This window comes from Pseudomonas sp. 7SR1, from assembly GCF_900156465.1.
GTDB lineage: Bacteria > Pseudomonadota > Gammaproteobacteria > Pseudomonadales > Pseudomonadaceae > Aquipseudomonas.
In genome coordinates this window covers 1330471-1355457 of the sequence record NZ_LT707064.1, presented here as the reverse complement: position 1 = coordinate 1355457, position 24987 = coordinate 1330471, and the positions used below count along the sequence as shown (strand labels likewise).

The following is a 24987-nucleotide window of genomic DNA, read 5'->3' as shown; positions in this document are numbered from 1 at the left end:
TGTGCTCAGGTCAACTGTTGTTGTGATCGACCTTGATGGTCGGATCGCTGCCGGCGATCAGGGAGTTGAGGTTGACGTTCGACCAGTTGTTGCCTTCGAGCTTGATCGTCACGTCCGGCGTGGCGGCTGCGCCGTTGGCCGCGTTGAACTGGCCGGTGGTGCTGACCTGCAACGACGACACCCCATCGACCGTGGTGATCTTCAGGAAGTGATCGATGGTGCTGCCGGTTTCACCCTGCAGCAGATCCCTCAGGTCGATCCGGTCGCCTTCGCTGGCCTTGAAGTCCTTGATCACGTCGGTGCCGGTGTCGCCGGATTTCCACACAAAGGTGTCGCCGCCCAGGCCGCCGATCAGGGTGTCGTTGCCTTTGCCGCCGATCAGGATGTCGTTGCCGTTGCCGCCGAGCAGGATGTCATTGCCCTTGCCGCCATCGAGCGAGTCGTTGCCGCCCTGGCCGAAGATAATGTCATTGCCAGCGCCGCCCAGCAGCGTGTCGTTGCCATCGTGGGCACCGGACACATCGAACGCGGTGTAGTGCTCGGTGATGTACTGGTGCACGTTGGCGGTGGTGACCTTGCTGACGTCGACGCCGCTTTGCTGGGCCACGAACGACTGGATGGCCTGGTAACCCTCGCCGGCGATGCCGTTGAAGCTCACCAGGTCGCCGAACAGGATGTCGTTGCCGTCGGCGCCATTGACCGTGTCGGAGCCCGGGAGCGTCGCTTCGGTATGGCCAATGATGGAGTTGGCCAGGTCTTTGGGGTCGATGTTGGTCTGCGGCTTGCCATCGGAGTCGTACGGCTTGAGGTCGGTCAGGGTGACGTCCTTGTTCAAGCCGATCGCTTCCACGCCCGACACCGAGCTCAGCAGCGCGAAAGCGCTGAGAGAGTTGCTGGTGGTGGCCGAGTCGGTGCTGCTGCCGGTGCCGTCGCGGTACGACAGTTCGTAGGTACCGTCCCCTTGGGCGTGCAGCGTGCCCAGGGACTCCTCGCTCCAGTAGCCGCCCCAGGATTTTTTCCAGGTCAGCAACGAGACATTGCCGGACTCGTCGACCTGCACACGGTGGGTGCTGTCCAGGTCGGCGCTGAATGTCTGGCCCAACTTGTAATTGGTCGTGGTGATCAGGCTGTCGAGCTTCACGCCGTTATAGAGGTCGGGGTTCGTCTGCTCGCCGGCCTGGTAGAACGTCGGCTGGCCATCGGTGATGAAGTACGTGAGGTTCTTCGCCCCGGTGTTGCTCGTGGCCTCGGTGCTCTTGAACCAGTTGGCCGTGGTCTTGAACACGTCTTCGTAGTTGGTACCGCCGCCGGACACCATGGAGTCCAGGACGTTCTTGAGCAGGGTCAGCGCATTCGGGTCCTTGAGATTGACCGAAACGGTCTTGTTCACCTGGCGGTCGAAGTCCGCCAGGAAGATGTTCACCGTGCCCGAGTTGTTGCCCATGCTCTGCTTGAGGGTGTTGAACACCGACGTCAGCGAGTTCTTGGCGGCAGTCAGGGACGACTCGCTCATGCTGCCGGAGCTGTCAACCATGAAGGCAATGTTGTAGTTGACGCCCGGTACCACGGTCAGACCGCCAATGTCGGCGACAATCACGTCGTTGCCGTCGGTGCCCGTGAAATTGTCGCTGCCGGAGGTGGCGGTGGCCGCGTTGTAGACCGCCGGATGCACCGTTACCGGGATCTGCGCGGTGGTGACCGCCGATCCGCCAAGGGCTTCGGTGGAGGTCGACGTCACGGTCAGGTTGATCTGGCCGTTGAAGTAGGATGGAGGCGTCAGGTTGAGGCTGCCCAGGTTCCAGCCCGTGACCGAGGCTTCGCCGTTGGCGCCCACGGTCGCGGTGTGGCCGTCGCCGTCGCTCAGCACACTGCCTTGCGGCATGCCGCCGATCTTCACGCTCAGGCTCTCGGAACCGTCGGTATCGGTCAGGGCGGTGGTGATCTTCGACAGATTCACGCTGCCACCTTCGGCGCCTTCGTTGAGCTTGAAGCCGTCGTAATAGCCTTCGCCATTGGTGCCGTGCAGATCGGAAACGGTCACACCGGCATTCACCAGGTCCGTCACGCCGGTATACAGCGGTACGCCGGCACTGCTCAGGTCCACGGGCGTGCTGCCGTTGACCGAGAGGTTGACATCATAGCTGCCCGGGCCGGTCTGGTTGTGATGGTAGATATCCAGGGTGTAGTAGCCACTGGTGGTCGGGGTGAACGACCCATTGAGCTTGCCGCCCGCCCCCCAGGTGATGCCGGCCACATCCTTGCCGCCAATCGTCACCAGCAGGCTGTCGTCGCCAGTGCCGCTGAAGGTGTAGGTCTTTCCGGCTTCCAGGAAAATCAGGCCCGAGGTTTTCGAGGCGGTGCCCGGGTTGACGTTGCTGTCGGACTGCACGTTGGTCACGTTGGTACTGCTGTTCGGCGTGCCGGCGGCATCGATGACCGACTTGAGGGTGCCCGATGGCGCCCCGCTGCCATCGGTACCCAGGCCTGGCAGGCCGGTCCAGACCTCCTTGATCAGGCCGGTGGAGGTCACGTTGTTGCCGGCCACGCTCAGGCTCGGCTTATCAGCCACCGGCGTGATGTCGATCTTCACGGTACCGGCGTTACCCAGCGTCTGGCCATCGGTCGGCTGGAACTGGATCTGCGTGTAGTCGGCTTTCTGGTCGCCCACGCCGCTCGGGTTGCCATTGGCGCCGGACTCGTTGGCGTCCGGAGTGAAGCGCAGCTTGCCGCCGTCGATATCGGCCTTGCTGAAGGTCTGGTTGCTGGTCACGTCCTTCCAGGTCGCACCATCCAGGTACTGCAGCTTGCCATCGCTCGGCAGCCCGGTGATCTTCACGCCCAGGCTTGTGCTGGCGCTGTCCACATCGCTGATGCCGAAGTTCGACCAGCCCAGGACCAGCGAAGTGTCTTCGGTTCCGGTCGCGGTGCCGCCAGCGGCCACCGGAGCATCGTTGACCCCGACCACGTTCACGGTGGTGGTGGCGGTATTGGAGTAGTTGGTGCCGTCGGTCACCGTCACGGTGATGACGCGTGGCACTGTGCTCGGGTCGTCGCTGTTGTTGATGAACGTGATGTTCTTGATCTGCTGCATGTAGTCGGCCAGCGTCGCGTTGCCTGACAACGTCAGGGTGACCGTGCCGTTGGTACTGTTGGCATTGATGCTGATGCCGTTGACGCTGTTGCCCAGGTTCAGCGCATCGCCTGGCTGACGGTTGGTCAGCACGATGGTGGCGCCGGTCAGCATGGTGCTGTCCGGGTCGGTGATCTTCAGGTCAGTGTCGCCGATGGATACGCCCGGGCCGGTGGTGCCTTCGGTGAACGTCACCTGGTAATCGGCTCCGGTCTTGCCGCTGGAATTGTTGGCGTCCAGGTCGAGGACCGGTGGAGCATCGTTGTCCACGATCGAGGTGCTGACGCTGCCGTTGGTGCCACTGACCGCGAGGTGCTCGAAGTTGCCACCGGTGGCCGAGTCGATCCTGACCACGAAGTTCTCGGTGCCTTCGGTGATCTTGTCGTCCAGCGTCGCGACATTGAAGGTTGCGCTGGTGGCGTTGGCCGGGACTTTGACGGTGTAGACACCCGTGAAGTCCGTGCCATCGGCGGCGGTGCCGCTGTAGACGATCTTCACCGTCACTTCGGTTTGCGCCGGGTTCGTCAGGCTGACGGTATAGGTGGCGGACTGGCCTTCGGTAACCGCCGTGCTGCCGCTGATGCTGACAGTGGTGTTATCAGGCGTGTCGGTCACGGCCGTCACTGCCGGGGTGGTGCTTGGCACCAGGTGTTCGAAATTGCCACCTGTCGCTGTCTTGATCGTTGCCTCGACGTTGCCTGCATCTTTATAGACGTCGTCCTTCGGTGCGTCGACGGTCACGGTGCCGGTCTTGGCACCGGCGGCGATGTTGATCACCGCACCGTTGCTCAAGGTAACGGTGACGGGCGAGCCGGCGGCGTTGGTCAGGGTAGCGGTGTAGGTGATCTGGCCGCCTTCGGCCACGGTGTCGGTTGCCGAGAGCGTCAGGCCGGTGGTGTCCTGGGTATCGGTCACTGCAGTGTTGGCAGGCTTGCCATCGACTTCCAGGTTTTCGTAGTTGCCGCCTTTGGCGTCGTCGATCTTGACGCTGAGATTGCCGCCACCCGCCAGGGCATCGTTCGGCGCGGTGAAGTTCACCGCGCCGGAGCTCTGGCCGACCGGGATCGTGATGCTCTGGCCGTTGGACAGGGTCACCACCAGTGGCGCGCCGGTTACCGGAGCGTTAACCGAGGCGGTGTAGACCACGGTGCCACCTTCACCAACAGTCGAGGTCGCGGAGAGCGAAACGGTGCTGGTATTGAGGGTATCGGTCACATCCGTAACGGCAGGCACAGTGCTTGGCACTAGGTTTTCGAAGTTGCCACCAGTGGCCTTGTCGATGCTGACTTCGACCTTGCCGGCATCCTTGTAGACGTCGTCCGTCGGTGCATCGACGGTCACGGTACCGGTCTTGGCGCCGGCGGCGATGTTGATCACCGCACCGTTGCTCAAGGTAACGGTGACGGGCGAGCCGGCGGCGTTGGTCAGGGTAGCGGTGTAGGTGATCTGGCCGCCTTCGGCCACGGTGTCGGTTGCCGAGAGCGTCAGGCCGGTGGTGTCCTGGGTATCGGTCACTGCGGTGTTGGCAGGCTTGCCATCGACTTCCAGGTTTTCGTAGTTGCCGCCTTTGGCGTCGTCGATCTTGACGCTGAGATTGCCGCCACCCGCCAGGGCATCGTTCGGCGCGGTGAAGTTCACCGCGCCGGAGCTCTGGCCGACCGGGATCGTGATGCTCTGGCCGTTGGACAGGGTCACCACCAGTGGCGCGCCGGTTACCGGAGCGTTAACCGAGGCGGTGTAGACCACGGTGCCACCTTCACCAACAGTCGAGGTCGCGGAGAGCGAAACGGTGCTGGTATTGAGGGTATCGGTCACATCCGTAACGGCAGGCGCAGTGCTTGGCACCAGGTTTTCGAAGTTGCCACCGGTGGCCTTGTCGATGCTGACTTCGACCTTGCCGGCATCCTTGTAGACGTCGTCCTTCGGTGCGTCGACGGTCACGGTGCCGGTCTTGGCACCGGCGGCGATGTTGATCACCGCACCGTTGCTCAAGGTGACGGTGACGGGCGAGCCGGCGGCGTTGCTCAGTGTCGCGGTGTAAACGATGGAGCCGCCTTCGGCTACCGTGCCGGTCGCCGAGAGGGTGAGTGCGGTCGCGTCAGGCGAATCGGTGATGGTGGTCACCGCAGGCGTGGTGCTTGGCACCAGGTTCTCGAAGTTACCGCCGGTTGCGCCAGTAATCGTGGTGCTGACGGTGCTGCCGTTGTTGTAGACATCGTTCGCCGGAGTATCGACCGCGACGGTACCCGTGGTCTGGCCGGCAGCGATGGTGATCACCGCGCCGTTGCTCAGGGTGACGGTCACTGGCGTCTGGGCCGGGTTGGTCAGCGTAGCGGTGTAGGTGATCTGGCCACCTTCGGTGATGGTTTCACTGGCGCTGAGTGTCAGGCCGGTGGCATCTGCCGAGTCGGTAACCGTGGTCACCGCAGGGGTGGTGCTTGGTACCAGGTTCTCGAAGTTGCCGCCGGTTGCGCCAGTAATCGTGGTGCTGACGGTGCTGCCGTTGTTATAGACATCGTTCGCTGGCGTATCGACCGCGACGGTGCCGGTAGTCTGGCCGGCGGCGATGGTGATGACTGCGCCGTTGCTCAGGGTGACGGTGACTGGTGTCTGGGCCGGATTGGTCAGCGTGGCGGTGTAGGTGATCTGGCCACCTTCGGTGATGGTTTCACTGGCGCTCAAGGTCAAGCCGGTGGCATCCGCCGAGTCGGTAATGGTGGTAACGGCTGGCGTGGTGCTAGGCACCAGGTTTTCGAAGTTGCCGCCGGTTGCGCCAGTAATCGTGGTGCTGACGGTGCTGCCGTTGTTGTAGACATCGTTCGCCGGAGTATCGACCGCGACGGTACCCGTGGTCTGGCCGGCAGCGATGGTGATCACCGCGCCGTTACTCAACGTCACGGTGACAGGCGTCTGGGCCGGGTTGGTCAGCGTAGCGGTGTAGGTGATCTGACCGCCTTCGGTGATGGTCTCGCTGGCGCTGAGCGTCAGGCCAGTGGCATCCGCCGAGTCGGTAATCGTGGTCACCGCAGGCGTGGTGCTAGGCACCAGGTTTTCGAAGTTGCCGCCGGTTGTGCCAGTGATGGTGGTGCTGACGGTGCTGCCGTTGTTATAGACGTCGTTCGCCGGAGTATCGACTGCAACAGTGCCGGTGGTTTGGCCGGCGGCGATGTTGATCACCGCACCGTTGCTCAGGGTGACGGTCACTGGCGTCTGGGCCGGATTGGTCAACGTGGCGGTGTAGGTGATCTGACCGCCTTCGGTGATGGTCTCGCTGGCGCTGAGTGTCAGGCCAGTGGCATCCGCCGAATCGGTAATCGTGGTCACCGCAGGCGTGGTGCTAGGTACCAGATTTTCGAAGTTGCCGCCCGTTGCGCCAGTGATGGTGGTGCTAACGGTGCTGCCGTTGTTATAGACGTCGTTCGCCGGAGTATCGACCGCAACAGTGCCGGTGGTTTGGCCGGCGGCGATGGTGATCACCGCGCCGTTGCTCAAGGTGACGGTGACTGGCGTCTGAGCCGGGTTGGTCAGCGTAGCGGTGTAGGTGATCTGACCGCCTTCAGTCACTTCAGTAGAAGCAGACAGGCTCAGGCCAGTGGCATCGGCCGAATCGGTAATGGTGGTAACGGCTGGCGTGGTGCTTGGCACCAGGTTCTCGAAGTTACCGCCGGAAGTACCGGTGATGGTAGTGCTGACGGTGCTGCCGTTGTTGTAGACGTCGTTCGCTGGTGTATCGACCGCGACGGTGCCGGTAGTCTGGCCGGCAGCGATGGTGATGACTGCGCCGTTGCTCAACGTCACGGTGACAGGCGTCTGAGCCGGGTTGGTCAGCGTAGCGGTGTAGGTGATCTGACCGCCTTCAGTCACTTCAGTAGAAGCAGACAGGCTCAGGCCAGTGGCATCGGCCGAATCGGTAATGGTGGTAACGGCAGGCGTGGTGCTTGGCACCAGGTTCTCGAAGTTACCGCCGGAAGTACCGGTGATGGTAGTGCTGACAGTGCTGCCGTTGTTGTAGACGTCGTTGGCCGGAGTATCGACCGCGACAGTGCCGGTGGTCTGGCCGGCAGCGATGGTGATCACGGCACCATTGCTCAAGGTGACGGTCACTGGCGTCTGAGCCGGATTGGTCAGCGTGGCGGTGTAGGTGATCTGACCGCCTTCGGTGATGGTCTCGCTGGCGCTGAGTGTCAGGCCAGTGGCATCCGCCGAATCGGTAATCGTGGTCACCGCAGGCGTGGTGCTAGGTACCAGGTTTTCGAAGTTGCCGCCCGTTGCGCCAGTGATGGTGGTGCTAACGGTGCTGCCGTTGTTATAGACGTCGTTGGCCGGGGTATCGACCGCAACAGTGCCAGTGGTCTGGCCCGCAGCGATGGTGATTACCGCGCCGTTGCTCAAGGTAACGGTCACTGGCGTCTGGGCCGGATTGGTCAGCGTGGCGGTGTAGGTGATCTGACCGCCTTCGGTGATGGTCTCGCTGGCGCTGAGCGTCAGGCCGGTGGCATCCGCCGAGTCGGTAATGTTGGTGACGGCAGGCGTGGTGCTTGGTACCAGGTTCTCGAAGTTACCGCCGGTTGCGCCAGTAATCGTGGTGCTAACGGTGCTGCCGTTGTTGTAGACGTCGTTCGCTGGCATATCGACCGCGACGGTACCCGTGGTCTGGCCGGCAGCGATGGTGATCACCGCGCCGTTGCTCAACGTCACGGTGACAGGCGTCTGGGCCGGGTTGGTCAGCGTGGCGGTGTAGGTGATCTGGCCGCCTTCAGTAATGGTCTCGCTGGCGCTGAGCGTCAGGCCGGTGGCATCCGCCGAGTCGGTAACCGTGGTCACCGCAGGGGTGGTGCTTGGCACCAGGTTCTCGAAGTTGCCGCCGGAAGTACCGGTGATGGTAGTGCTGACGGTGCTGCCGTTGTTGTAGACGTCGTTCGCTGGTGTATCGACCGCGACGGTGCCGGTAGTCTGGCCGGCAGCGATGGTGATCACCGCACCGTTGCTCAGGGTGACGGTCATCGGTGTTTGAGCCGGGTTGGTCAGCGTAGCGGTGTAGGTGATCTGGCCACCTTCAGTCACTTCGGTAGAAGCAGACAGGCTCAGGCCAGTGGCATCGGCCGAATCGGTAATCGTGGTGACGGCAGGGGTGGTGCTTGGCACCAGGTTCTCGAAGTTACCGCCGGAAGTACCGGTAATGGTAGTGCTGACGGTGCTGCCGTTGTTATAGACGTCGTTCGCCGGAGTATCGACCGCAACAGTGCCGGTGGTTTGGCCGGCGGCGATGGTGATCACCGCGCCGTTGCTCAAGGTGACGGTGACTGGTGTTTGGGCCGGGTTGGTCAGCGTCGCGGTGTAGGTGATCTGGCCGCCTTCAGTCACTTCAGTTGAAGCAGACAGGCTCAAGCCGGTGGCATCCGCCGAGTCGGTAATGGTGGTAACGGCTGGCGTGGTGCTAGGCACCAGGTTTTCGAAGTTGCCGCCGGTTGCGCCAGTAATCGTGGTGCTGACGGTGCTGCCGTTGTTGTAGACATCGTTCGCCGGAGTATCGACCGCGACGGTGCCGGTAGTCTGGCCGGCAGCGATGGTGATCACCGCGCCGTTACTCAACGTCACGGTGACAGGCGTCTGGGCTGGGTTGGTCAGCGTAGCGGTGTAGGTGATCTGACCGCCTTCGGTGATGGTCTCGCTGGCGCTGAGCGTCAGGCCAGTGGCATCCGCCGAGTCGGTAATCGTGGTCACCGCAGGCGTGGTGCTAGGTACCAGGTTTTCGAAGCTGCCGCCCGTTGCGCCAGTGATGGTGGTGCTAACGGTGCTGCCGTTGTTATAGACGTCGTTCGCTGGTGTATCGACCGCGACGGTGCCGGTAGTCTGGCCGGCAGCGATGGTGATGACTGCGCCGTTGCTCAACGTCACGGTGACAGGCGTCTGAGCCGGGTTGGTCAGCGTAGCGGTGTAGGTGATCTGACCGCCTTCAGTCACTTCAGTAGAAGCAGACAGGCTCAGGCCAGTGGTATCGGCCGAATCGGTAATGGTGGTAACGGCAGGCGTGGTGCTTGGCACCAGGTTCTCGAAGTTACCGCCGGAAGTACCGGTGATGGTAGTGCTGACAGTGCTGCCGTTGTTGTAGACGTCGTTGGCCGGAGTATCGACCGCGACAGTGCCGGTGGTCTGGCCGGCAGCGATGGTGATCACGGCACCATTGCTCAAGGTGACGGTCACTGGCGTCTGAGCCGGATTGGTCAGCGTGGCGGTGTAGGTGATCTGACCGCCTTCGGTGATGGTCTCGCTGGCGCTGAGTGTCAGGCCAGTGGCATCCGCCGAATCGGTAATCGTGGTCACCGCAGGCGTGGTGCTAGGTACCAGATTTTCGAAGTTGCCGCCCGTTGCGCCAGTGATGGTAGTGCTGACGGTGCTGCCGTTGTTGTAGACGTCGTTGGCCGGAGTATCGACTGCAACAGTGCCGGTGGTTTGGCCGGCGGCGATGTTGATCACCGCACCGTTGCTCAGGGTGACGGTTACTGGCGTCTGAGCCGGGTTGGTCAGCGTAGCGGTGTAGGTGATCTGGCCGCCTTCAGTCACTTCGGTAGAAGCAGACAGGCTCAGGCCAGTGGCATCGGCCGAATCGGTAATGGTGGTAACGGCAGGCGTGGTGCTTGGCACCAGGTTCTCGAAGTTACCGCCGGAAGTACCGGTGATGGTAGTGCTGACAGTGCTGCCGTTGTTGTAGACGTCGTTGGCCGGAGTATCGACCGCGACAGTGCCGGTGGTCTGGCCGGCAGCGATGGTGATCACGGCACCATTGCTCAAGGTGACGGTCACTGGCGTCTGAGCCGGATTGGTCAGCGTGGCGGTGTAGGTGATCTGACCGCCTTCGGTGATGGTCTCGCTGGCGCTGAGTGTCAGGCCAGTGGCATCCGCCGAATCGGTAATCGTGGTCACCGCAGGCGTGGTGCTAGGTACCAGATTTTCGAAGTTGCCGCCCGTTGCGCCAGTGATGGTGGTGCTAACGGTGCTGCCGTTGTTGTAGACGTCGTTCGCTGGTGTATCGACCGCGACGGTGCCGGTAGTCTGGCCGGCAGCGATGGTGATCACCGCACCGTTGCTCAGGGTGACGGTCATCGGTGTTTGAGCCGGGTTGGTCAGCGTAGCGGTGTAGGTGATCTGACCGCCTTCAGTCACTTCGGTAGAAGCAGACAGGCTCAGGCCGGTGGCATCTGCCGAATCGGTAATGGTGGTAACGGCTGGCGTGGTGCTTGGCACCAGGTTCTCGAAGTTACCGCCGGAAGTACCGGTGATGGTAGTGCTGACGGTGCTGCCGTTGTTGTAGACGTCGTTCGCTGGTGTATCGACCGCGACGGTGCCGGTAGTCTGGCCGGCAGCGATGGTGATGACTGCGCCGTTGCTCAACGTCACGGTGACAGGCGTCTGAGCCGGGTTGGTCAGCGTAGCGGTGTAGGTGATCTGACCGCCTTCAGTCACTTCAGTAGAAGCAGACAGGCTCAGGCCGGTGGCATCGGCCGAATCGGTAATGGTGGTAACGGCTGGCGTGGTGCTAGGCACCAGATTCTCGAAGTTGCCGCCGGTTGCGCCAGTAATGGTGGTGCTGACGGTGCTGCCGTTGTTGTAGACATCGTTCGCTGGCGTATCGACCGCAACAGTACCGGTAGTCTGGCCCGCGGCGATGGTGATCACCGCGCCGTTGCTCAGGGTGACAGTGACTGGCGTCTGAGCCGGGTTGGTCAGCGTGGCGGTGTAGGTGATCTGGCCACCTTCGGTGATGGTTTCACTGGCGCTGAGTGTCAGGCCAGTGGCATCCGCCGAATCGGTAATCGTGGTCACCGCAGGCGTGGTGCTAGGCACCAGATTTTCGAAGTTGCCGCCCGTTGCGCCAGTGATGGTGGTGCTAACGGTGCTGCCGTTGTTATAGACGTCGTTCGCCGGAGTATCGACTGCAACAGTGCCGGTGGTTTGGCCGGCGGCGATGTTGATCACCGCACCGTTGCTCAGGGTGACGGTCACTGGCGTCTGAGCCGGGTTGGTCAGCGTAGCGGTGTAGGTGATCTGGCCGCCTTCAGTCACTTCGGTAGAAGCAGACAGGCTCAGGCCAGTGGCATCGGCCGAATCGGTAATGGTGGTAACGGCAGGCGTGGTGCTTGGCACCAGGTTCTCGAAGTTACCGCCGGAAGTACCGGTGATGGTAGTGCTGACAGTGCTGCCGTTGTTGTAGACGTCGTTGGCCGGAGTATCGACTGCAACAGTGCCGGTGGTTTGGCCGGCGGCGATGTTGATCACCGCACCGTTGCTCAGGGTGACGGTCACTGGCGTCTGAGCCGGGTTGGTCAGCGTGGCGGTGTAGGTGATCTGGCCGCCTTCAGTCACTTCGGTAGAAGCAGACAGGCTCAGGCCAGTGGCATCGGCCGAATCGGTAATGGTGGTAACGGCTGGCGTCGTGCTTGGCACCAGGTTCTCGAAGTTGCCGCCGGTTGTGCCAGTGATGGTGGTGCTAACAGTGCTGCCGTTGTTATAGACATCGTTGGCCGGGGTATCGACCGCAACAGTGCCAGTGGTCTGGCCCGCAGCGATGGTGATTACCGCGCCGTTGCTCAAGGTAACGGTCACTGGCGTCTGGGCCGGATTGGTCAGCGTGGCGGTGTAGGTGATCTGACCGCCTTCGGTGATGGTCTCGCTGGCGCTGAGCGTCAGGCCGGTGGCATCCGCCGAGTCGGTAATGTTGGTGACGGCAGGGGTGGTGCTTGGCACCAGGTTCTCGAAGTTGCCGCCGGTTGCGCCAGTAATCGTGGTGCTGACGGTGCTGCCGTTGTTGTAGACGTCGTTTGCCGGAGTATCGACCGCGACGGTACCCGTGGTCTGGCCGGCAGCGATGGTGATCACCGCGCCGTTGCTCAGGGTCACGGTGACGGGTGTCTGGGCCGGATTGGTCAGCGTAGCGGTGTAGGTGATCTGGCCACCTTCGGTGATGGTTTCACTGGCGCTGAGTGTCAGGCCGGTGGCATCTGCCGAGTCGGTAACCGTGGTCACCGCAGGGGTGGTGCTTGGCACCAGGTTCTCGAAGTTACCGCCGGTTGCGCCAGTAATCGTGGTGCTGACGGTACTGCCGTTGTTATAGACATCGTTGGCCGGAGTATCGACCGCAACAGTGCCGGTGGTCTGGCCGGCAGCGATGGTGATGACTGCGCCGTTGCTCAACGTCACGGTGACAGGCGTCTGAGCCGGGTTGGTCAGCGTAGCGGTATAGGTGATCTGACCGCCTTCGGTAACGGTCTCGCTGGCGCTCAAGGTCAAGCCAGTGGTGTCGACCGAGTCGGTGACGGTAGTGACCGCAGGCGTGGTGCTCGGTACCAGGTTTTCGAAGTTACCACCGGTTGCGCCAGTAATGGTGGTACTGATAGCGCCGCCGTTGTTGTAGACGTCATTGGCCGGGGTTTCGACGTTGACGGTGCCGGTGGTCTGGCCAGCGGCAATGGTGATGACCGAGCCATTGCTCAGGGTGACGGTGACGGGCGTCTGGGCCGGGTTGGTCAGCGTAGCGGTATAGGTAATCTGGCCGCCTTCGGTAACGGTGTTGCTGGCGCTCAAGGTCAAGCCGGTGGCGTCAGCCGAGTCGGTGATCGTGGTGACGGCTGGCGCGGGGTTGGGCACCAGGTTCTCGAAGTTGCCGCCGGTTACGCCAGTGATGGTGGTGCTGACGGTGCTGCCGTTGTTGTAGACGTCGTTTGCCGGAGTATCCACGGCCACGGTGCCGGTGGTCTGGCCGGCGGCAATGGTGATGACCGAGCCATTGCTCAAGGTCACGGTGACGGGCGTCTGGGCCGGGTTGGTCAGCGTAGCGGTGTAGGTGATCTGGCCGCCTTCGGTAACGGTATTGCCTGCGGTCAATGTCACCGTGGTGGTGTCGACCGTGTCGGTGATCTGGGTCACGGCCGGGGTGGTCGGCAGGGTCACGGCGATGCCGCTGCCGCCGGTGGTGCCGGTGACGGTTACGCTGATCTGGCTGGGGTCGTTGTAGACGGTGTCATTGGGCGCCAGTGGAACGTTGACGCTACCGGTGGTCTGGCCGGCGGCGATGATGATGACCGAGCCGTTGGAGAGCGTGATGGTCAGGTCGGTCTGCGGAGCCTGGGTAACGGTCGCGGTGTAGACCAGTACGCCGCCGGCTTCGGTCAAGGTCGGCGTGGCGCTGAGGGTCAGGGTCGAATCGAGCAGTGTATTGGCGGTGGTGTCGGCGCTGGTGTCGATACCGGTGGTGTCATTGTCCGCGGCGGCGGCAGCGCTCAAGCCTTCGGTCGGGAAGCCTACGGTTGGGTCGACGCTGCCAGCCGTGGCATCCAGCACCACGAAGCTGTGACTGCCGCCGGCACTGCCGCCAGCGCTCGCTTCGCCGGCGCCGGCCGCGGTCGCTTCGAGGGCAGTCGTCGGGTCGACACCTGCGGCGATGGCTTGTTGCAACTCTTCTACAGAAGGCGCGGCCTGGGCTGTGGCTTGAGCCAGGTCGGTGGAGGAATCCGGCGCATTGGCGCTCCACTGAGTGTCGCGGCCCAGGTCCAGGGTGCGGCCGTCGGCCAGGTCCAATGTGACGGCCCCGGCAGGGCCTGTGTCCAACTGGTCGCCGGTGTACAGGCGATCACCTTCAATGAGCACACGCCGGATGCCCTCGGGGGATACGGCGAAAACCTGACCAACAATGCTTTTGACGACGGCAACAACACTGCTCATTGAAGACTCTCCGGGTGCCACGCTGTGTAGACTTCCATGGACCCGGCAGCTTGTGGCTGAAGTGGTCTGGACGTTTTTTCGATTCAGTAGAAGAAATATTTTGACGCGTTAAATCGTCAATATTTTGGCTTGTTTTTTTTCATTTTATTTGTTCATGCCAAACTATTGACCTTCTGCGGGCCATCCTAAACAATCAATCCAGTAATGTCACATTGATATTTAAGCGGCGGCCTGTTCTTTCGGTGCAAGATTCAGTACCTGTTTCGAACTTTCCGACATACGGTCATTCCGGTTGCCATCATCCGATGCAGCGCCACGTTTCGCTGTGATCCACGACAAGAGTTTCGGGAAATTTCCAACCATGCGTTCGCATCTGCTCAAGGCTTTACCTTTCGCCCTCGCCGCCAGTTTCGTACAAGCACAAACCTTGCCGCAGGCCATGCAACAGGCGCTGGATGTCCATCCTGAAATCCAGGCCGGTGTTAATAGTCGGCTTGCGGCGGACTACCAGCTCAAGGCGGCCAAGGGCGGTTACCTGCCTCGGGTGGACCTGGCAGCCGGTTATGGCCGTGAAGGCACCGACAGCGTCACGACCCGCTCCGGCAGCTCCAATCATTGGGAAACGCTCAACCGCAGTGAGTCGAGCCTGCGCCTGACGCAAATGGTTTTTGACGGTTTTGCGACGTCCAGCGAAGTGGGGCGTCAACAAGCCAACGTCAACTCCCGTGCCTATTCCCTGCTGGACGCTTCCGAGCGCACCGGGTTGACCGTGGCCCAGGTCTACCTGGATGTGCTGACCCGTCGCGAGTTCGTGCGCCTGGCCGAGGAAAACCTCAAGAGCCACGAGCGGATCTTCGACCAGATCAAATTGCGCACCTCCCGTGGCGTGGGCAGCGGTGCCGACCTGGACCAGGCAGAAGCGCGCATGGCCCAGGCGCGCAACAACCTGATCACCGAACAGACCAACCTGGCGGATGCCGAGACCAACTACCTCAGCGCCGTGGGCCAACTGCCGGACCAGCTGGAGCGCCCTGCCGACTTTCTGGCGCTGTTGCCGGCCGACCTGACCGAAGCCCGTGCCCAGATGCTGGAAAACAGCCCGGTGCTGCGTTCCGCCGAAGCGGATATCGCCGCTGCCGAGAAGCAGTACGAAGCCGCCAAGTCGAGCTTCTACCCACGCTTCGACGCCGAACTGGGCCGCACCGCCGACAACGACCTGGACGGCCAGAACGGCCATAACAACGAGTGGCAGGCCATGCTGCGCATGCGCTTCAACCTGTACGCCGGCGGCAGCAACAAGGCGGACCTGGAGTCCAAGTCCTATCTGTCCAACCAGGCCCTGGATATCCGCAACAACGCGCTGCGCCAACTGAATGAAGAGTTGGGCCTGGCCTGGAACGCGCTGAACAATGCCAACGCCCAGGTGCCGATCGCCCAGCAATACGTGGACCGCAGCACGGCCGTGCGCACTGCCTACCAGAAGCAGTTCAGCCTCGGCGAGCGGACCCTGCTCGATCTGCTGGACAGTGAAAACGAGCTGTTCAGCGCCTCGCGCCGGTTGGCAGAGATCAAGAACGTCCAGCTGTTCACCCAGTACCGCATCAAGGCCACCATGGGTCAGTTGCTGAAAAGTCAGGGGGTGGTCGCGCCGTTGGCATCGGTTGTGCAAACCGACATGAAACCCAAGGTTCAGTTGCCTGGGATGAATTGAGTCTTCCTTTCCGTTTCGATCAGTAAAGAGTGCCCAGCGTGGAATCAGAAGTCAGTCGAGTCGAACTCATCCACGATCCACGCGCGCTGCATGACGACCCCTTGCTGGACGGATTGTTGGCGCTCTGCATGCTGCATCAGAAACCCGCCAGCGCGGCGATGCTCACCACCGGCCTGCCGTTGCCCAAGCAGCGGTTGAGCGTCGAATTATTGTCGCGTGCGGCGGCCCGTGCCGGTTTGCAGGGCCGGGTGCTGCAGCGCCGGCTCGAACAGATCCCGACCATTGCCATGCCTGCGCTCCTGCTGCTCAAGGAAGGGCGCAGCGCCGTGCTGCTGGGCTGGACGGAGGATGACCAGGCGCGACTGCTGCTCAGCGAAAGCGACGGTGGCGAAGTGGCGGTCAGCCGTGAACTGCTGGCCGACGACTACAGCGGCAAGGTCTTCTTTGCCCAACCCCAACATAAATTTGACGTGAACCACGGCACCCTCATCCCTCGGGCGCGTTCGTGGTTCCGCGACACCCTCAAGCGTTCCCGCTGGCTGTATGCCGATGCCATCGCCGCCAGCCTGCTGATCAACATCATCGCCATGGCGGCGCCGTTGTTCGTCATGAACGTCTATGACCGGGTGGTGCCGAACCAGGCCGAGGCGACCCTGTGGGTACTGGCTATCGGTATCACCGGCGCCTACGTGTTCGACCTGATCCTGAAAATGCTGCGCAGCCTGTGCCTGGACCTGGCCGGCAAGAAAACCGACCTGATCATTTCGGCAACGCTGTTCGAGCGCATCGTCGGCATGGCGATGAAATACCGCCCGGCACGGGTCGGCAGCTTCGCCCAGAACATCCACGAGTTCCAGAGCCTGCGGGACTTCCTCGCGTCGCTGACCCTCACCAGCCTGATCGACCTGCCGTTCACCCTGTTGATCCTGATGGTCATCGCGATCATCGGTGGACACCTGGTGTGGATTCCGGTCGTGGCGTTCCCGCTGGCCCTGTTGATCGGCTACGCCTTGCAGAAGCCCCTGGTGGCGACCATGGAGCGGACCATGGCCCTGGGCGCCGAGCGGCAGTCCAGCCTGATCGAAACCCTGGCCGGCCTGGATGCGGTGAAGGTCAACAACGCCGAGAGCGAGCGCCAGTACCAGTGGGAGCAGACCATCGGTACCCTCAGTCGCCTCGAGCTGCGCGTGAAGATGCTGTCCGGCCTGGCGATGAATATCACCTTGCTGATCCAGCAACTGGCCGGCGTGGTCATGATCGTCTTCGGCGTCTACCTGATCATCGCCGGCAACCTGAGCATGGGTGGGCTGGTCGCCTGCTACATGCTCAGCGGTCGCGCACTCAGTCCGTTGGCTTCGCTGTCGGGCCTGCTGACCCGCTACCAGCAGGCGCGGGTGACCATGACATCCGTCGACCAGATGATGGAACTGCCCCAGGAGCGCAACTTCGACGAGCGTCCGCTCAGCCGCAAGGTCCTGCAGGGGGCCATCGAATGCCGCCAGTTGAATTTCACCTACCCCAACCAGCAGAACGCCGCGCTGAAGAACATCAACCTGGTGATCAAGCCCGGCGAGAAAATCGGCATCATCGGTCGCAGCGGCTCGGGCAAGAGCTCCCTGGCCAAGTTGCTCGTGGGCCTTTACCAGCCGGACGACGGCGCTCTGCTGGTGGACGGCGTGGACATTCGCCAGATCGATGTCAGCGAGTTGCGCTACAACGTCGGCTACGTGCCCCAGGATATCCAGCTGCTGGCCGGTACCCTGCGGGACAACCTGACGTCCGGCGCCCGTTACGTCGAGGACGAACTGGTGCTCCAGGCCGCCGAGCTGGCGGGTGTGCACGAGTTCGCACGCCTGCATCCACAGGGCTATGAACTGCAAGTGGGTGAGCGCGGCCAGAACCTCTCCGGTGGCCAGCGCCAGAACGTCGCCCTGGCTCGCGCGCTGCTGCTCAACCCTCCCATCCTGCTGCTGGACGAACCCACCAGTGCCATGGACAACACCGGCGAGGAACGCTTGAAACAGCGCCTGGCCGCCGTGGTGGAAAACAAGACGGTGCTGCTGGTGACGCACCGGGCATCCCTGCTGTCGCTGGTGGATCGCCTGCTGGTGGTCGACCGCGGCCAGATCCTGGCCGACGGCCCGAAAGCTGCCGTGATGGAAGCGTTGAAGAAGGGGCAGATCAGTGTTGCTTAAGTCAGGTTTCAAGGATTCCGTGGGCCGCTATTTCAAAGGCTCCGCCTCGCTGCACGGCCAGCCCCTGCCGGAAGTGAACAAGGCCCTGATCGAGGACGCCCCGCGGGTGGTGCGTCTGACGATCTGGGGCATCATCGGCTTCTTCGTGTTCCTGGTGCTGTGGGCCAACTTCGCCGTGGTCGACGAAGTGACCAAAGGCGACGGCAAGGCGATCCCGTCGTCCAAGATCCAGAAAATCCAGAACCTGGAAGGCGGTATCGTCGCCGAGCTGTTCGTCAAGGAAGGTCAGATCGTCGAGGCCGGTGCGCCTCTGATTCGCCTGGATGACACGCGGTTCGTCTCCAACGTGGGCGAAACCGAGGCCGATCGGCTGTCCATGCTGTTGCGGGTCGAGCGCCTGAGCGCCGAGGTCGACGATCGGCCGCTGAACTTCCCGCCCGACGTGCTCAAGGCCGTGCCGGGCCAGGCCGCCAGCGAGGAATCGCTGTACATCAGTCGGCGCCAGCAATTGCACGATGAAATTGGCGGTTTGCAGGAACAGTTGGTCCAGCGCCAGCAGGAATTGCGCGAGTTCATTTCCAAGCAGGCGCAGTACCGTTCCGCCCTGGCCTTGCAGCGCCAGGAAATCAACATGTCCGAGCCGCTGGTGGCCCAGGGTGCGGTGTCGCCGGTGGAAGTGCTGCGACTCAAGCGCGCCGAAGTCGAAACCCGTGGACAATTGGACGCCACGACGCTGGCGATTCCCCGTGCCGAATCGGCGATCAAGGAAGTGCAGCGCAAGATCGACGAGACTCGCGGCAAATTCCGTAGCGAAGCCCTGACCCAGCTCAACGAGGCGCGCACCGACCTGAACAAGGCCCAGGCCACCGGCAAGGCCCTGGAAGACCGGGTGAGCCGCACCCTGGTCACCTCGCCGGTGCGGGGTATCGTCAACAAGATGCTGGTGAACACCATCGGCGGGGTCATCCAGCCCGGCAGCGACCTGGTGGAGATCGTGCCGCTGGACGACACCATTCTGGTGGAAGCGAAAATCCGTCCCCAGGACATTGCCTTCCTGCATCCGGGCCAGGACGCCACCGTGAAATTCACCGCGTACGACTACACCATCTACGGTGGGCTGAAAGCCAAGCTGGAGCAGATCGGCGCCGACACCATCACCGATGAAGACAAGAAAACCACCTACTACATCATCAAGCTTCGCACCGAACGCAGCCACCTGGGCACACCTGAAAAACCCTTGCTGATCATCCCTGGGATGGTGGCTTCGGTGGACATCATCACCGGCAAGAAAACCGTGCTCAGCTACCTGCTCAAGCCGATTATCAAGGCCCGGTCCGAGGCGCTGCACGAGCGGTAGAAACCCAATGACTCGGGCCGGCGCTATCTGTGTGGTGAGGGCAGTGAAAACTCTAAGCCATATCGTTATTCATTAACGGTATTTAAATTTCAATTCTTATAGCTTTAAAGTCATCCACCTGCGTACCTGCCGACCAATCGGCGCGCCGCACGACACAAACCAACACGGTAACGCCGTGAGTTTTGATCGAGTGCGCGCCTGTTCGAGCGCGCCGTGCGTGGGAGTGATGTATGCCAGCCGTTTCCTATTCTTCGGATTCCCCTACACCAGGCGCCGCGAGCATCGCGCCGCAGACCTTCGAAATTCGTCCATTCATCGAAGCCGTCGGCGCCGAAATCATCGGGCTGGACCTGTCCCGGCCGATCAACGACCAGGACTTTGCCCGTATCCATCGTGCCCACCTGGACCATCATGTGGTGGTGTTTCGCGACCAGCACATCACCCCCGAACAACACATCGCTTTCAGCCGTCGGTTTGGCGTGCTGCAGATCCATGTGCTCAAGCAGTTCCTCCTGGCCGGGCATCCGGAAATCCTCATCGTTTCCAACATCATCGAAAACGGCCAATCCATCGGCCTCGGGGATGCCGGCAAATTCTGGCATTCGGACCTCTCCTATAAAGCGCTCCCCAGCCTGGGCTCGATGCTGCACGCCCAGGAGCTGCCAAGCGAAGGCGGCGACACACTGTTCGCGGATATGCACAAGGCCTGGGAAGGCCTGCCCGAGGCGTTGCGCAAGGCAGTGCAAGGACGCTCGGCGGCGCACTCCTACACGGCGCGCTACAGCGAAACCAGATTCGAAGGCAACTGGCGGCCCTCGCTGACACCGGAGCAACTGGCCCAGGTCGCCGAAGTCGTGCATCCCATCGTCCGTACCCACCCGGAAACCGGGCGCAAGGCGCTGTTCGTCAGCGAAGGCTTCACCACCCGCATCGTCGGTTTGCCGGAGGATGAAAGCAAGGCGCTGCTGGCCGAGCTGTATGCCCATAGCGTGCTGCCGCACAACGTCTATCGCCATCAATGGCAGCCCCACGACCTGGTGTTCTGGGACAACCGCTCGCTGATCCACCTGGCCGCCGGTTGCCCCAGTCATCTGCGCCGCAAGCTGTATCGCACAACCATCCAGGGCGACGCCCCTTTCTGATCGGCTGCGCCTGGCGCAAAGAAGCTGGAGAATCATCATGTCCAAACGTATCGCTTTCGCACCGCTGGCCGCAGCCATCGGCCTGGGGTTCAGTTTGCTGGCCGCCAGCCTGGTCTCCCCCGCCCGAGCCCATGCCGAGGGCGAGATTCGGATCGCCGAACAGTTCGGGATCGTTTACTTGCTGCTGAACGTGGTTCGCGATCAGCAACTGATCGAGAAGTATGGCAAGCAGCAAGGGATCGACATCAAGGTCGACTGGACCCAGTTGTCCGGCGGCGCGGCAGTCAATGACGCGTTGTTGTCGGGTTCCATCGACATTGCCGGAGCCGGCGTCGGGCCTCTGCTGACCATCTGGGACCGCACCCGTGGCAAGCAGAACGTCAAGGCCGTGGCTTCCCTGGGCAACTTTCCCTATTACCTGTTGAGCAACAATCCCAAGGTCAAGACCATCGCCGACTTCACCGAGCAAGACCGCATCGCGGTCCCTGCGGTGGGGGTGTCGGTGCAGTCGCGGATCCTGCAGTACGCCGCCGCGAAGCAATGGGGCGACAAGGAATTCAACCGCCTCGACAAATACACCCTGGCGGTGCCGCACCCGGACGCAACGGCGGCGCTGATTGCCGGCGGCACGGAGTTGACCGGGCATTTTTCCAACCCGCCGTTCCAGGACCAGGCCCTGCAAAACCCTGGCGTCCATGTGGTGCTCAATTCCTATGACGTACTTGGGCCGAATTCGCCCACGGTGCTGTTCGCCACCGAAAAATTCCGTGATGAAAATCCGAAAACCTATCGGGCATTCGTCCAGGCGCTGACCGAGGCGGCGGAGTTTGCCCAGAAGGACAAGGGCGCGGCGGCGGATACGTACCTGAGGGTGACCAAGGCCAAGATCGACCGGGCGGCCTTGCTGAAGATCATCGACAACCCGCAGATCGAATTCACCGTCAATCCGAAGAATACCTATCCGCTGGCCGAATTCCTGTTCCGTGTCGGTGCGATCAAGAACAAGCCCGCGTCGTGGGAAGACTACTTCTTCCAGGACGCCAAGCCGCTGCAGGGGAGCTGATAGCCATGAACGCGTTGTTGCAAGGCCACGCGGCCAGCACTCCCGTTTCCACTGGCACAGCACTGTTGTCGGTGGACAACGTCAGCCTGGAATATCGCACCCCGCAGCGCGTGGTGCGGGCCACCCATCAAGTGAGTTTCGAAGTCGATCCGGGGGACCGGTTTGTCCTGCTCGGGCCGTCCGGCTGCGGCAAGTCCACCTTGCTCAAGGCCGTTGGCGGTTTCATCGCGCCGTGCGAAGGCGAGATTCGCTTGCAGGGCCAAACCGTCAGCGCGCCGGGGCCGGACCGGATCGTGGTGTTCCAGGAGTTCGATCAGCTGCCGCCGTGGAAAACCGTCAAGCAGAACGTGATGTTCGCGCTGTTGGCGTCAGGCACCCTGAAGCGTCGTGAGGCCGAGGAGCGGGCCCTGCATTATCTGGACAAGGTCGGTTTGGCAGCGTTTGCCGATGCCTACCCCCACACCTTGTCCGGCGGTATGAAGGCCCGGGTTGCCATTGCCCGGGCGCTGGCGATGCAGCCGAAGATCCTGTTGATGGACGAGCCCTTCGCCGCCCTCGATGCCCTGACCCGCCGCAAGATGCAGGAAGAACTGCTGCTGCTCTGGGAAGAGGTGCGCTTCACGCTGCTGTTCGTCACCCACTCCATTGAAGAGGCCCTGGTGGTGGGCAATCGCATCCTCTTGCTGTCACCGCATCCGGGGCGGGTGCGGGCGGAGGTTCACAGCCATCAATATGGCTTGCACAGCCTCGGCGGCGAAGCGCTCCAGCATACGGCGCGGCGTATCCATGGGTTGTTGTTCAACGACGGCCCGGCGGTACAGATCGAACGTGACCTGGATTTCGCCGACATCCGTATCGCCTATTGAGGAGCTTTGCATGAGCCATTCAGCGCCTGCGCGCGAAGAGTACGAAATCGATCTGCAGCCGTTGACCCACGTGCCGCTGGAACGGGAGTTGCCCTTGGGGCAGCGGCTCTGGCAGCAGGGCTGGCTGCGTAAAAGCCTGATCCTGTTGCTGCTGGCGGTGGTGTGGGAGGGTGTGGCCCGTTATCAGAGCAACGACCTGCTGCTGCCAGGCTTCCTGCAAACCGCCGACGCGCTGTACGACGGTCTGCTCAGCGGCGAGCTGTTGAGCAAGGTGTGGCTTTCCCTGGTAGTGCTGATCAAGGGCTACCTGCTGGGCATCGTCCTGGCGTTCGGCCTGACCACGCTGGCGGTATCGACACAACTGGGGCGCGATCTGCTCAGCACCCTGACCTCGATGTTCAACCCGCTGCCCGCCATCGCCCTGTTGCCATTGGCCTTGCTGTGGTTCGGCCTGGGGCAGAACAGCCTGATTTTCGTGCTGGTGCATTCGGTGCTGTGGGCCCTGGCCTTGAACATGTATGCGGGGTTTCTCGGCGTGTCCGACACGCTGCGCATGGCCGGGCGCAACTACGGGCTCAAGGGCCTGCGTTTCGTGCTGTACATCCTGATCCCGGCGGCGCTGCCATCGATCCTCGCCGGGCTGAAAATCGGCTGGGCCTTCGCCTGGCGCACCCTGATCGCCGCCGAACTGGTATTTGGCGCCACCAGCGGCAAGGGCGGCCTGGGTTGGTACATCTTCCAGAACCGCAACGAGCTGTACACCGATAAGGTGTTTGCCGGGTTGGCGGTGGTGATTCTGATCGGCCTGCTGGTGGAGAACCTGGTGTTCGACAGCCTGGAGCGGGTGACGGTGAAGCGCTGGGGGATGCAGCGTTGATCGGTGGGTGGATAAACCCTGTGGCGAGGCAACCTGCTCCCCTGGCCTGCGGAGCAAACTGCCTCGCCACAGGTATCTGGCGTGCCTGGGCTCGCGATAGCGGCCCTCAATTCACCGCAGGAACGTCACGACGGCTGCGCTTCAAGCCGATCCATCGCCCGCTCCACCAACAGATGCACCCCCTCGGCCATGCGGCTGATCGCCAGGACGACGCTGCGGCGACTGCCTTCAACGTCATCCGCCAGATTGGCGGCGATGGCGCTGATGGACAGCAGGTCTTCGGAGGCATTGGCCAGCAGGGTTTCGGTGTCGATGTGCGGGGCGACCATGAAAAGGTGGGCGGCTTGGGTTTTGCCCGCGGCTTCTTCGGCCGTTTTGGGATTGAGGTAGTAGTCGAGGGCGCGCTCGGCGGCTTCGTCGAGTTTTTTGGTTTTCGCGGCGTTGTCGGAGAGGAAGCCAGGATCTTCTGGCGGGTTAGGTGTCACTTTGAACATGTCGTGTAGCTCCGTCTGTGCTGTTGGAACTGACACTCTTTCGCTTGCACGCAAATGAGGTGGCAGTTGTACGTAGGTGTGCAAGACCGGGCAGACGGAACCCCGGCAGATTTCTCCTTGCGAAAAAATCTCCCACGCACAACCGCCATAAAGAAGCTTTGATCAAGACTGATAGCGATGTGCGACGTCTTTTACCCGGACTTGCACGTCCGTGTCACCGTTTTTTCAGTGACAAACCCAGACTAGCGATGGGCTCCAAGCCGGACAAGTTCACCGATATCGCTACAACTTGAGGGAAATCTCCTAGGACCAGTTGTGCCCATGCAGCGTCGAACCTGAGCGATTGGGTGACGAGGTGCAGCGAAAGAGCCGGCGAAGCCTGGTTCTGCTAGCATTGCGTCTGGCTCAACTCCCGTCAGATGTGAGTGCGCAGAATGCAGCTTCCGGACATGAACCTGTTGGTCGCCCTCGATGCCTTGCTCGATGAGGGCAGTGTGGTCGGGGCCGCGCGGCGGATGAACCTCAGCCCCGCCGCCATGAGCCGTACCCTGACGCGGATCCGCGAGGCCATCGGCGACCCGATCCTGGTGCGCGCCGGCCGGGGCCTGGTGCCCACGCCCAAGGCGCTGGCGTTGCGTGAGCAGGTGCGCGACGTGGTGGAGCAGGCGGCCCTGGTGTTTCGCTCGGCCGATGCCGTGGACCTGGGCACCCTGCGGCGGCGCTTCAGCATCCGGGCCAATGACTTCTTCGTCGGTGTATATGGCGGCAGGCTGTTCGATACCCTCGAGCGTCAGGCGCCCCATTGCGAGTTGCGCTATGTGCCCGAAGGCGATGGCGACGACGAAGCCCTGCGCGAAGGTCGCATCGACCTGAACATCAGCAACACCCGGCCAGTCATGCCTGAGGTGAAAGTGCAGAACCTGTTTTCCACGCACTTCGTCGGCCTGGTGCGTGAAGATCATCCACTGCTCGACGGCGAGATCACGGCCGAACGATTCGCCGGCTTTTCCCATATCAGCATGTCCCGGCGCGGTATCGCCCGGGGGCCTATCGACACGGCGCTCAATGCCTTGGGCCTGGAACGCCGGGTGGCGGTCATCGCGCCGAGTTTCCATGCCGCGATGTTCGCCTTGCCCGATTCCGACCTGATCCTGCCGGTGCCCAAGGAAGCCCTGCTGAGCATCAAGCGCCTGGGCCTGCGCCTGCGTTCGTTTACCCTGCCGATTCCGTTGCCCACCCTGATGCTCACCCAGGCCTGGCATCCTCGCTACGACAACGACCCCGCCCACCGTTGGCTTCGGGAAACCCTCAAGGCCTGTTGCGAGGAAACCTGGCTGGAGGCGCAGCCTGCCTAGCCCGTGACGGGCCTGCGTGCGGGCCGGTCTGGGCGGTGTTGTCCTGAGCAAAGGGACCTTCGGGGGCGAGGCGTCTGA

At 62.3% G+C, this 24987-nt stretch carries 10 protein-coding genes; 8 read left to right on the top strand and 2 right to left on the bottom strand.

Annotated features, from left to right (window positions below; translation table 11 throughout):
* Positions 1-10: 10 nt before the first annotated feature.
* Complete coding sequence (locus BW992_RS06110; protein WP_076405769.1) at positions 11-13849, bottom strand: immunoglobulin-like domain-containing protein; 13839 nt, start codon at positions 13847-13849, stop codon at positions 11-13.
* Positions 13850-14210: 361 nt separating this feature from the next.
* Here BW992_RS06110 and BW992_RS06105 point away from each other — a divergent pair, with 361 nt between their 5' ends.
* From BW992_RS06105 to BW992_RS06075, 7 genes are all read left to right on the top strand, one after another.
* Positions 14211-15560 (top strand): TolC family outer membrane protein, encoded by a 1350-nt coding sequence (locus BW992_RS06105; RefSeq protein ID WP_072397594.1) that lies wholly within the window; start codon positions 14211-14213, stop codon positions 15558-15560.
* A gap of 38 nt (positions 15561-15598) precedes the next feature.
* Positions 15599-17755 (top strand): type I secretion system permease/ATPase, encoded by a 2157-nt coding sequence (locus BW992_RS06100; RefSeq protein ID WP_072397596.1) that lies wholly within the window; start codon positions 15599-15601, stop codon positions 17753-17755.
* Positions 17745-19112, top strand: coding sequence for an HlyD family type I secretion periplasmic adaptor subunit (locus BW992_RS06095; protein ID WP_072431791.1), 1368 nt, complete (start codon positions 17745-17747; stop codon positions 19110-19112). Before BW992_RS06100 ends, BW992_RS06095 begins: the two co-directional genes overlap by 11 nt.
* 230 nt (positions 19113-19342) lie before the next feature.
* Complete coding sequence (locus tag BW992_RS06090; protein ID WP_072397609.1) at positions 19343-20254, top strand: TauD/TfdA dioxygenase family protein; 912 nt, start codon at positions 19343-19345, stop codon at positions 20252-20254.
* A 37-nt stretch (positions 20255-20291) separates the two neighbouring features.
* Positions 20292-21317 carry an ABC transporter substrate-binding protein gene (locus BW992_RS06085; RefSeq protein WP_072397611.1) on the top strand — a complete coding sequence of 342 codons (1026 nt, stop codon included), beginning with the start codon at positions 20292-20294 and terminating at the stop codon, positions 21315-21317.
* Between the two features lie 5 nt (positions 21318-21322).
* Complete coding sequence (locus tag BW992_RS06080; protein WP_072397614.1) at positions 21323-22183, top strand: ABC transporter ATP-binding protein; 861 nt, start codon at positions 21323-21325, stop codon at positions 22181-22183.
* Between the two features lie 10 nt (positions 22184-22193).
* Entirely contained in the window at positions 22194-23060 is an 867-nt protein-coding gene (locus BW992_RS06075; protein WP_072431790.1) for an ABC transporter permease, read from the top strand.
* 125 nt (positions 23061-23185) lie between these two features.
* Here BW992_RS06075 and BW992_RS06070 read toward each other — a convergent pair whose 3' ends face one another.
* The gene (locus tag BW992_RS06070) at positions 23186-23554 is read right to left on the bottom strand and encodes a DUF6124 family protein (RefSeq protein WP_072397617.1); all 369 of its coding nucleotides are present in this window, start codon (positions 23552-23554) and stop codon (positions 23186-23188) included.
* A gap of 434 nt (positions 23555-23988) precedes the next feature.
* Between BW992_RS06070 and BW992_RS06065 the strand changes: the two genes are divergently transcribed.
* Positions 23989-24909: a LysR family transcriptional regulator gene (locus BW992_RS06065; RefSeq protein WP_072397619.1), complete on the top strand. Its 921-nt coding sequence runs from the start codon at positions 23989-23991 to the stop codon at positions 24907-24909.
* The last annotated feature ends 78 nt before the right edge of the window (positions 24910-24987 follow it).

Coding starts and splice junctions, on each gene's coding strand:
- BW992_RS06075 (WP_072431790.1), top strand. CDS start 22,194: ATGAGCCATTCAGCGCCTGCGCGCGAAGAGTACGAAATCGATCTGCAG.
- BW992_RS06090 (WP_072397609.1), top strand. CDS start 19,343: ATGCCAGCCGTTTCCTATTCTTCGGATTCCCCTACACCAGGCGCCGCG.
- BW992_RS06080 (WP_072397614.1), top strand. CDS start 21,323: ATGAACGCGTTGTTGCAAGGCCACGCGGCCAGCACTCCCGTTTCCACT.
- BW992_RS06070 (WP_072397617.1), bottom strand. CDS start 23,554: ATGTTCAAAGTGACACCTAACCCGCCAGAAGATCCTGGCTTCCTCTCC.
- BW992_RS06065 (WP_072397619.1), top strand. CDS start 23,989: ATGCAGCTTCCGGACATGAACCTGTTGGTCGCCCTCGATGCCTTGCTC.
- BW992_RS06110 (WP_076405769.1), bottom strand. CDS start 13,849: ATGAGCAGTGTTGTTGCCGTCGTCAAAAGCATTGTTGGTCAGGTTTTC.
- BW992_RS06105 (WP_072397594.1), top strand. CDS start 14,211: ATGCGTTCGCATCTGCTCAAGGCTTTACCTTTCGCCCTCGCCGCCAGT.
- BW992_RS06085 (WP_072397611.1), top strand. CDS start 20,292: ATGTCCAAACGTATCGCTTTCGCACCGCTGGCCGCAGCCATCGGCCTG.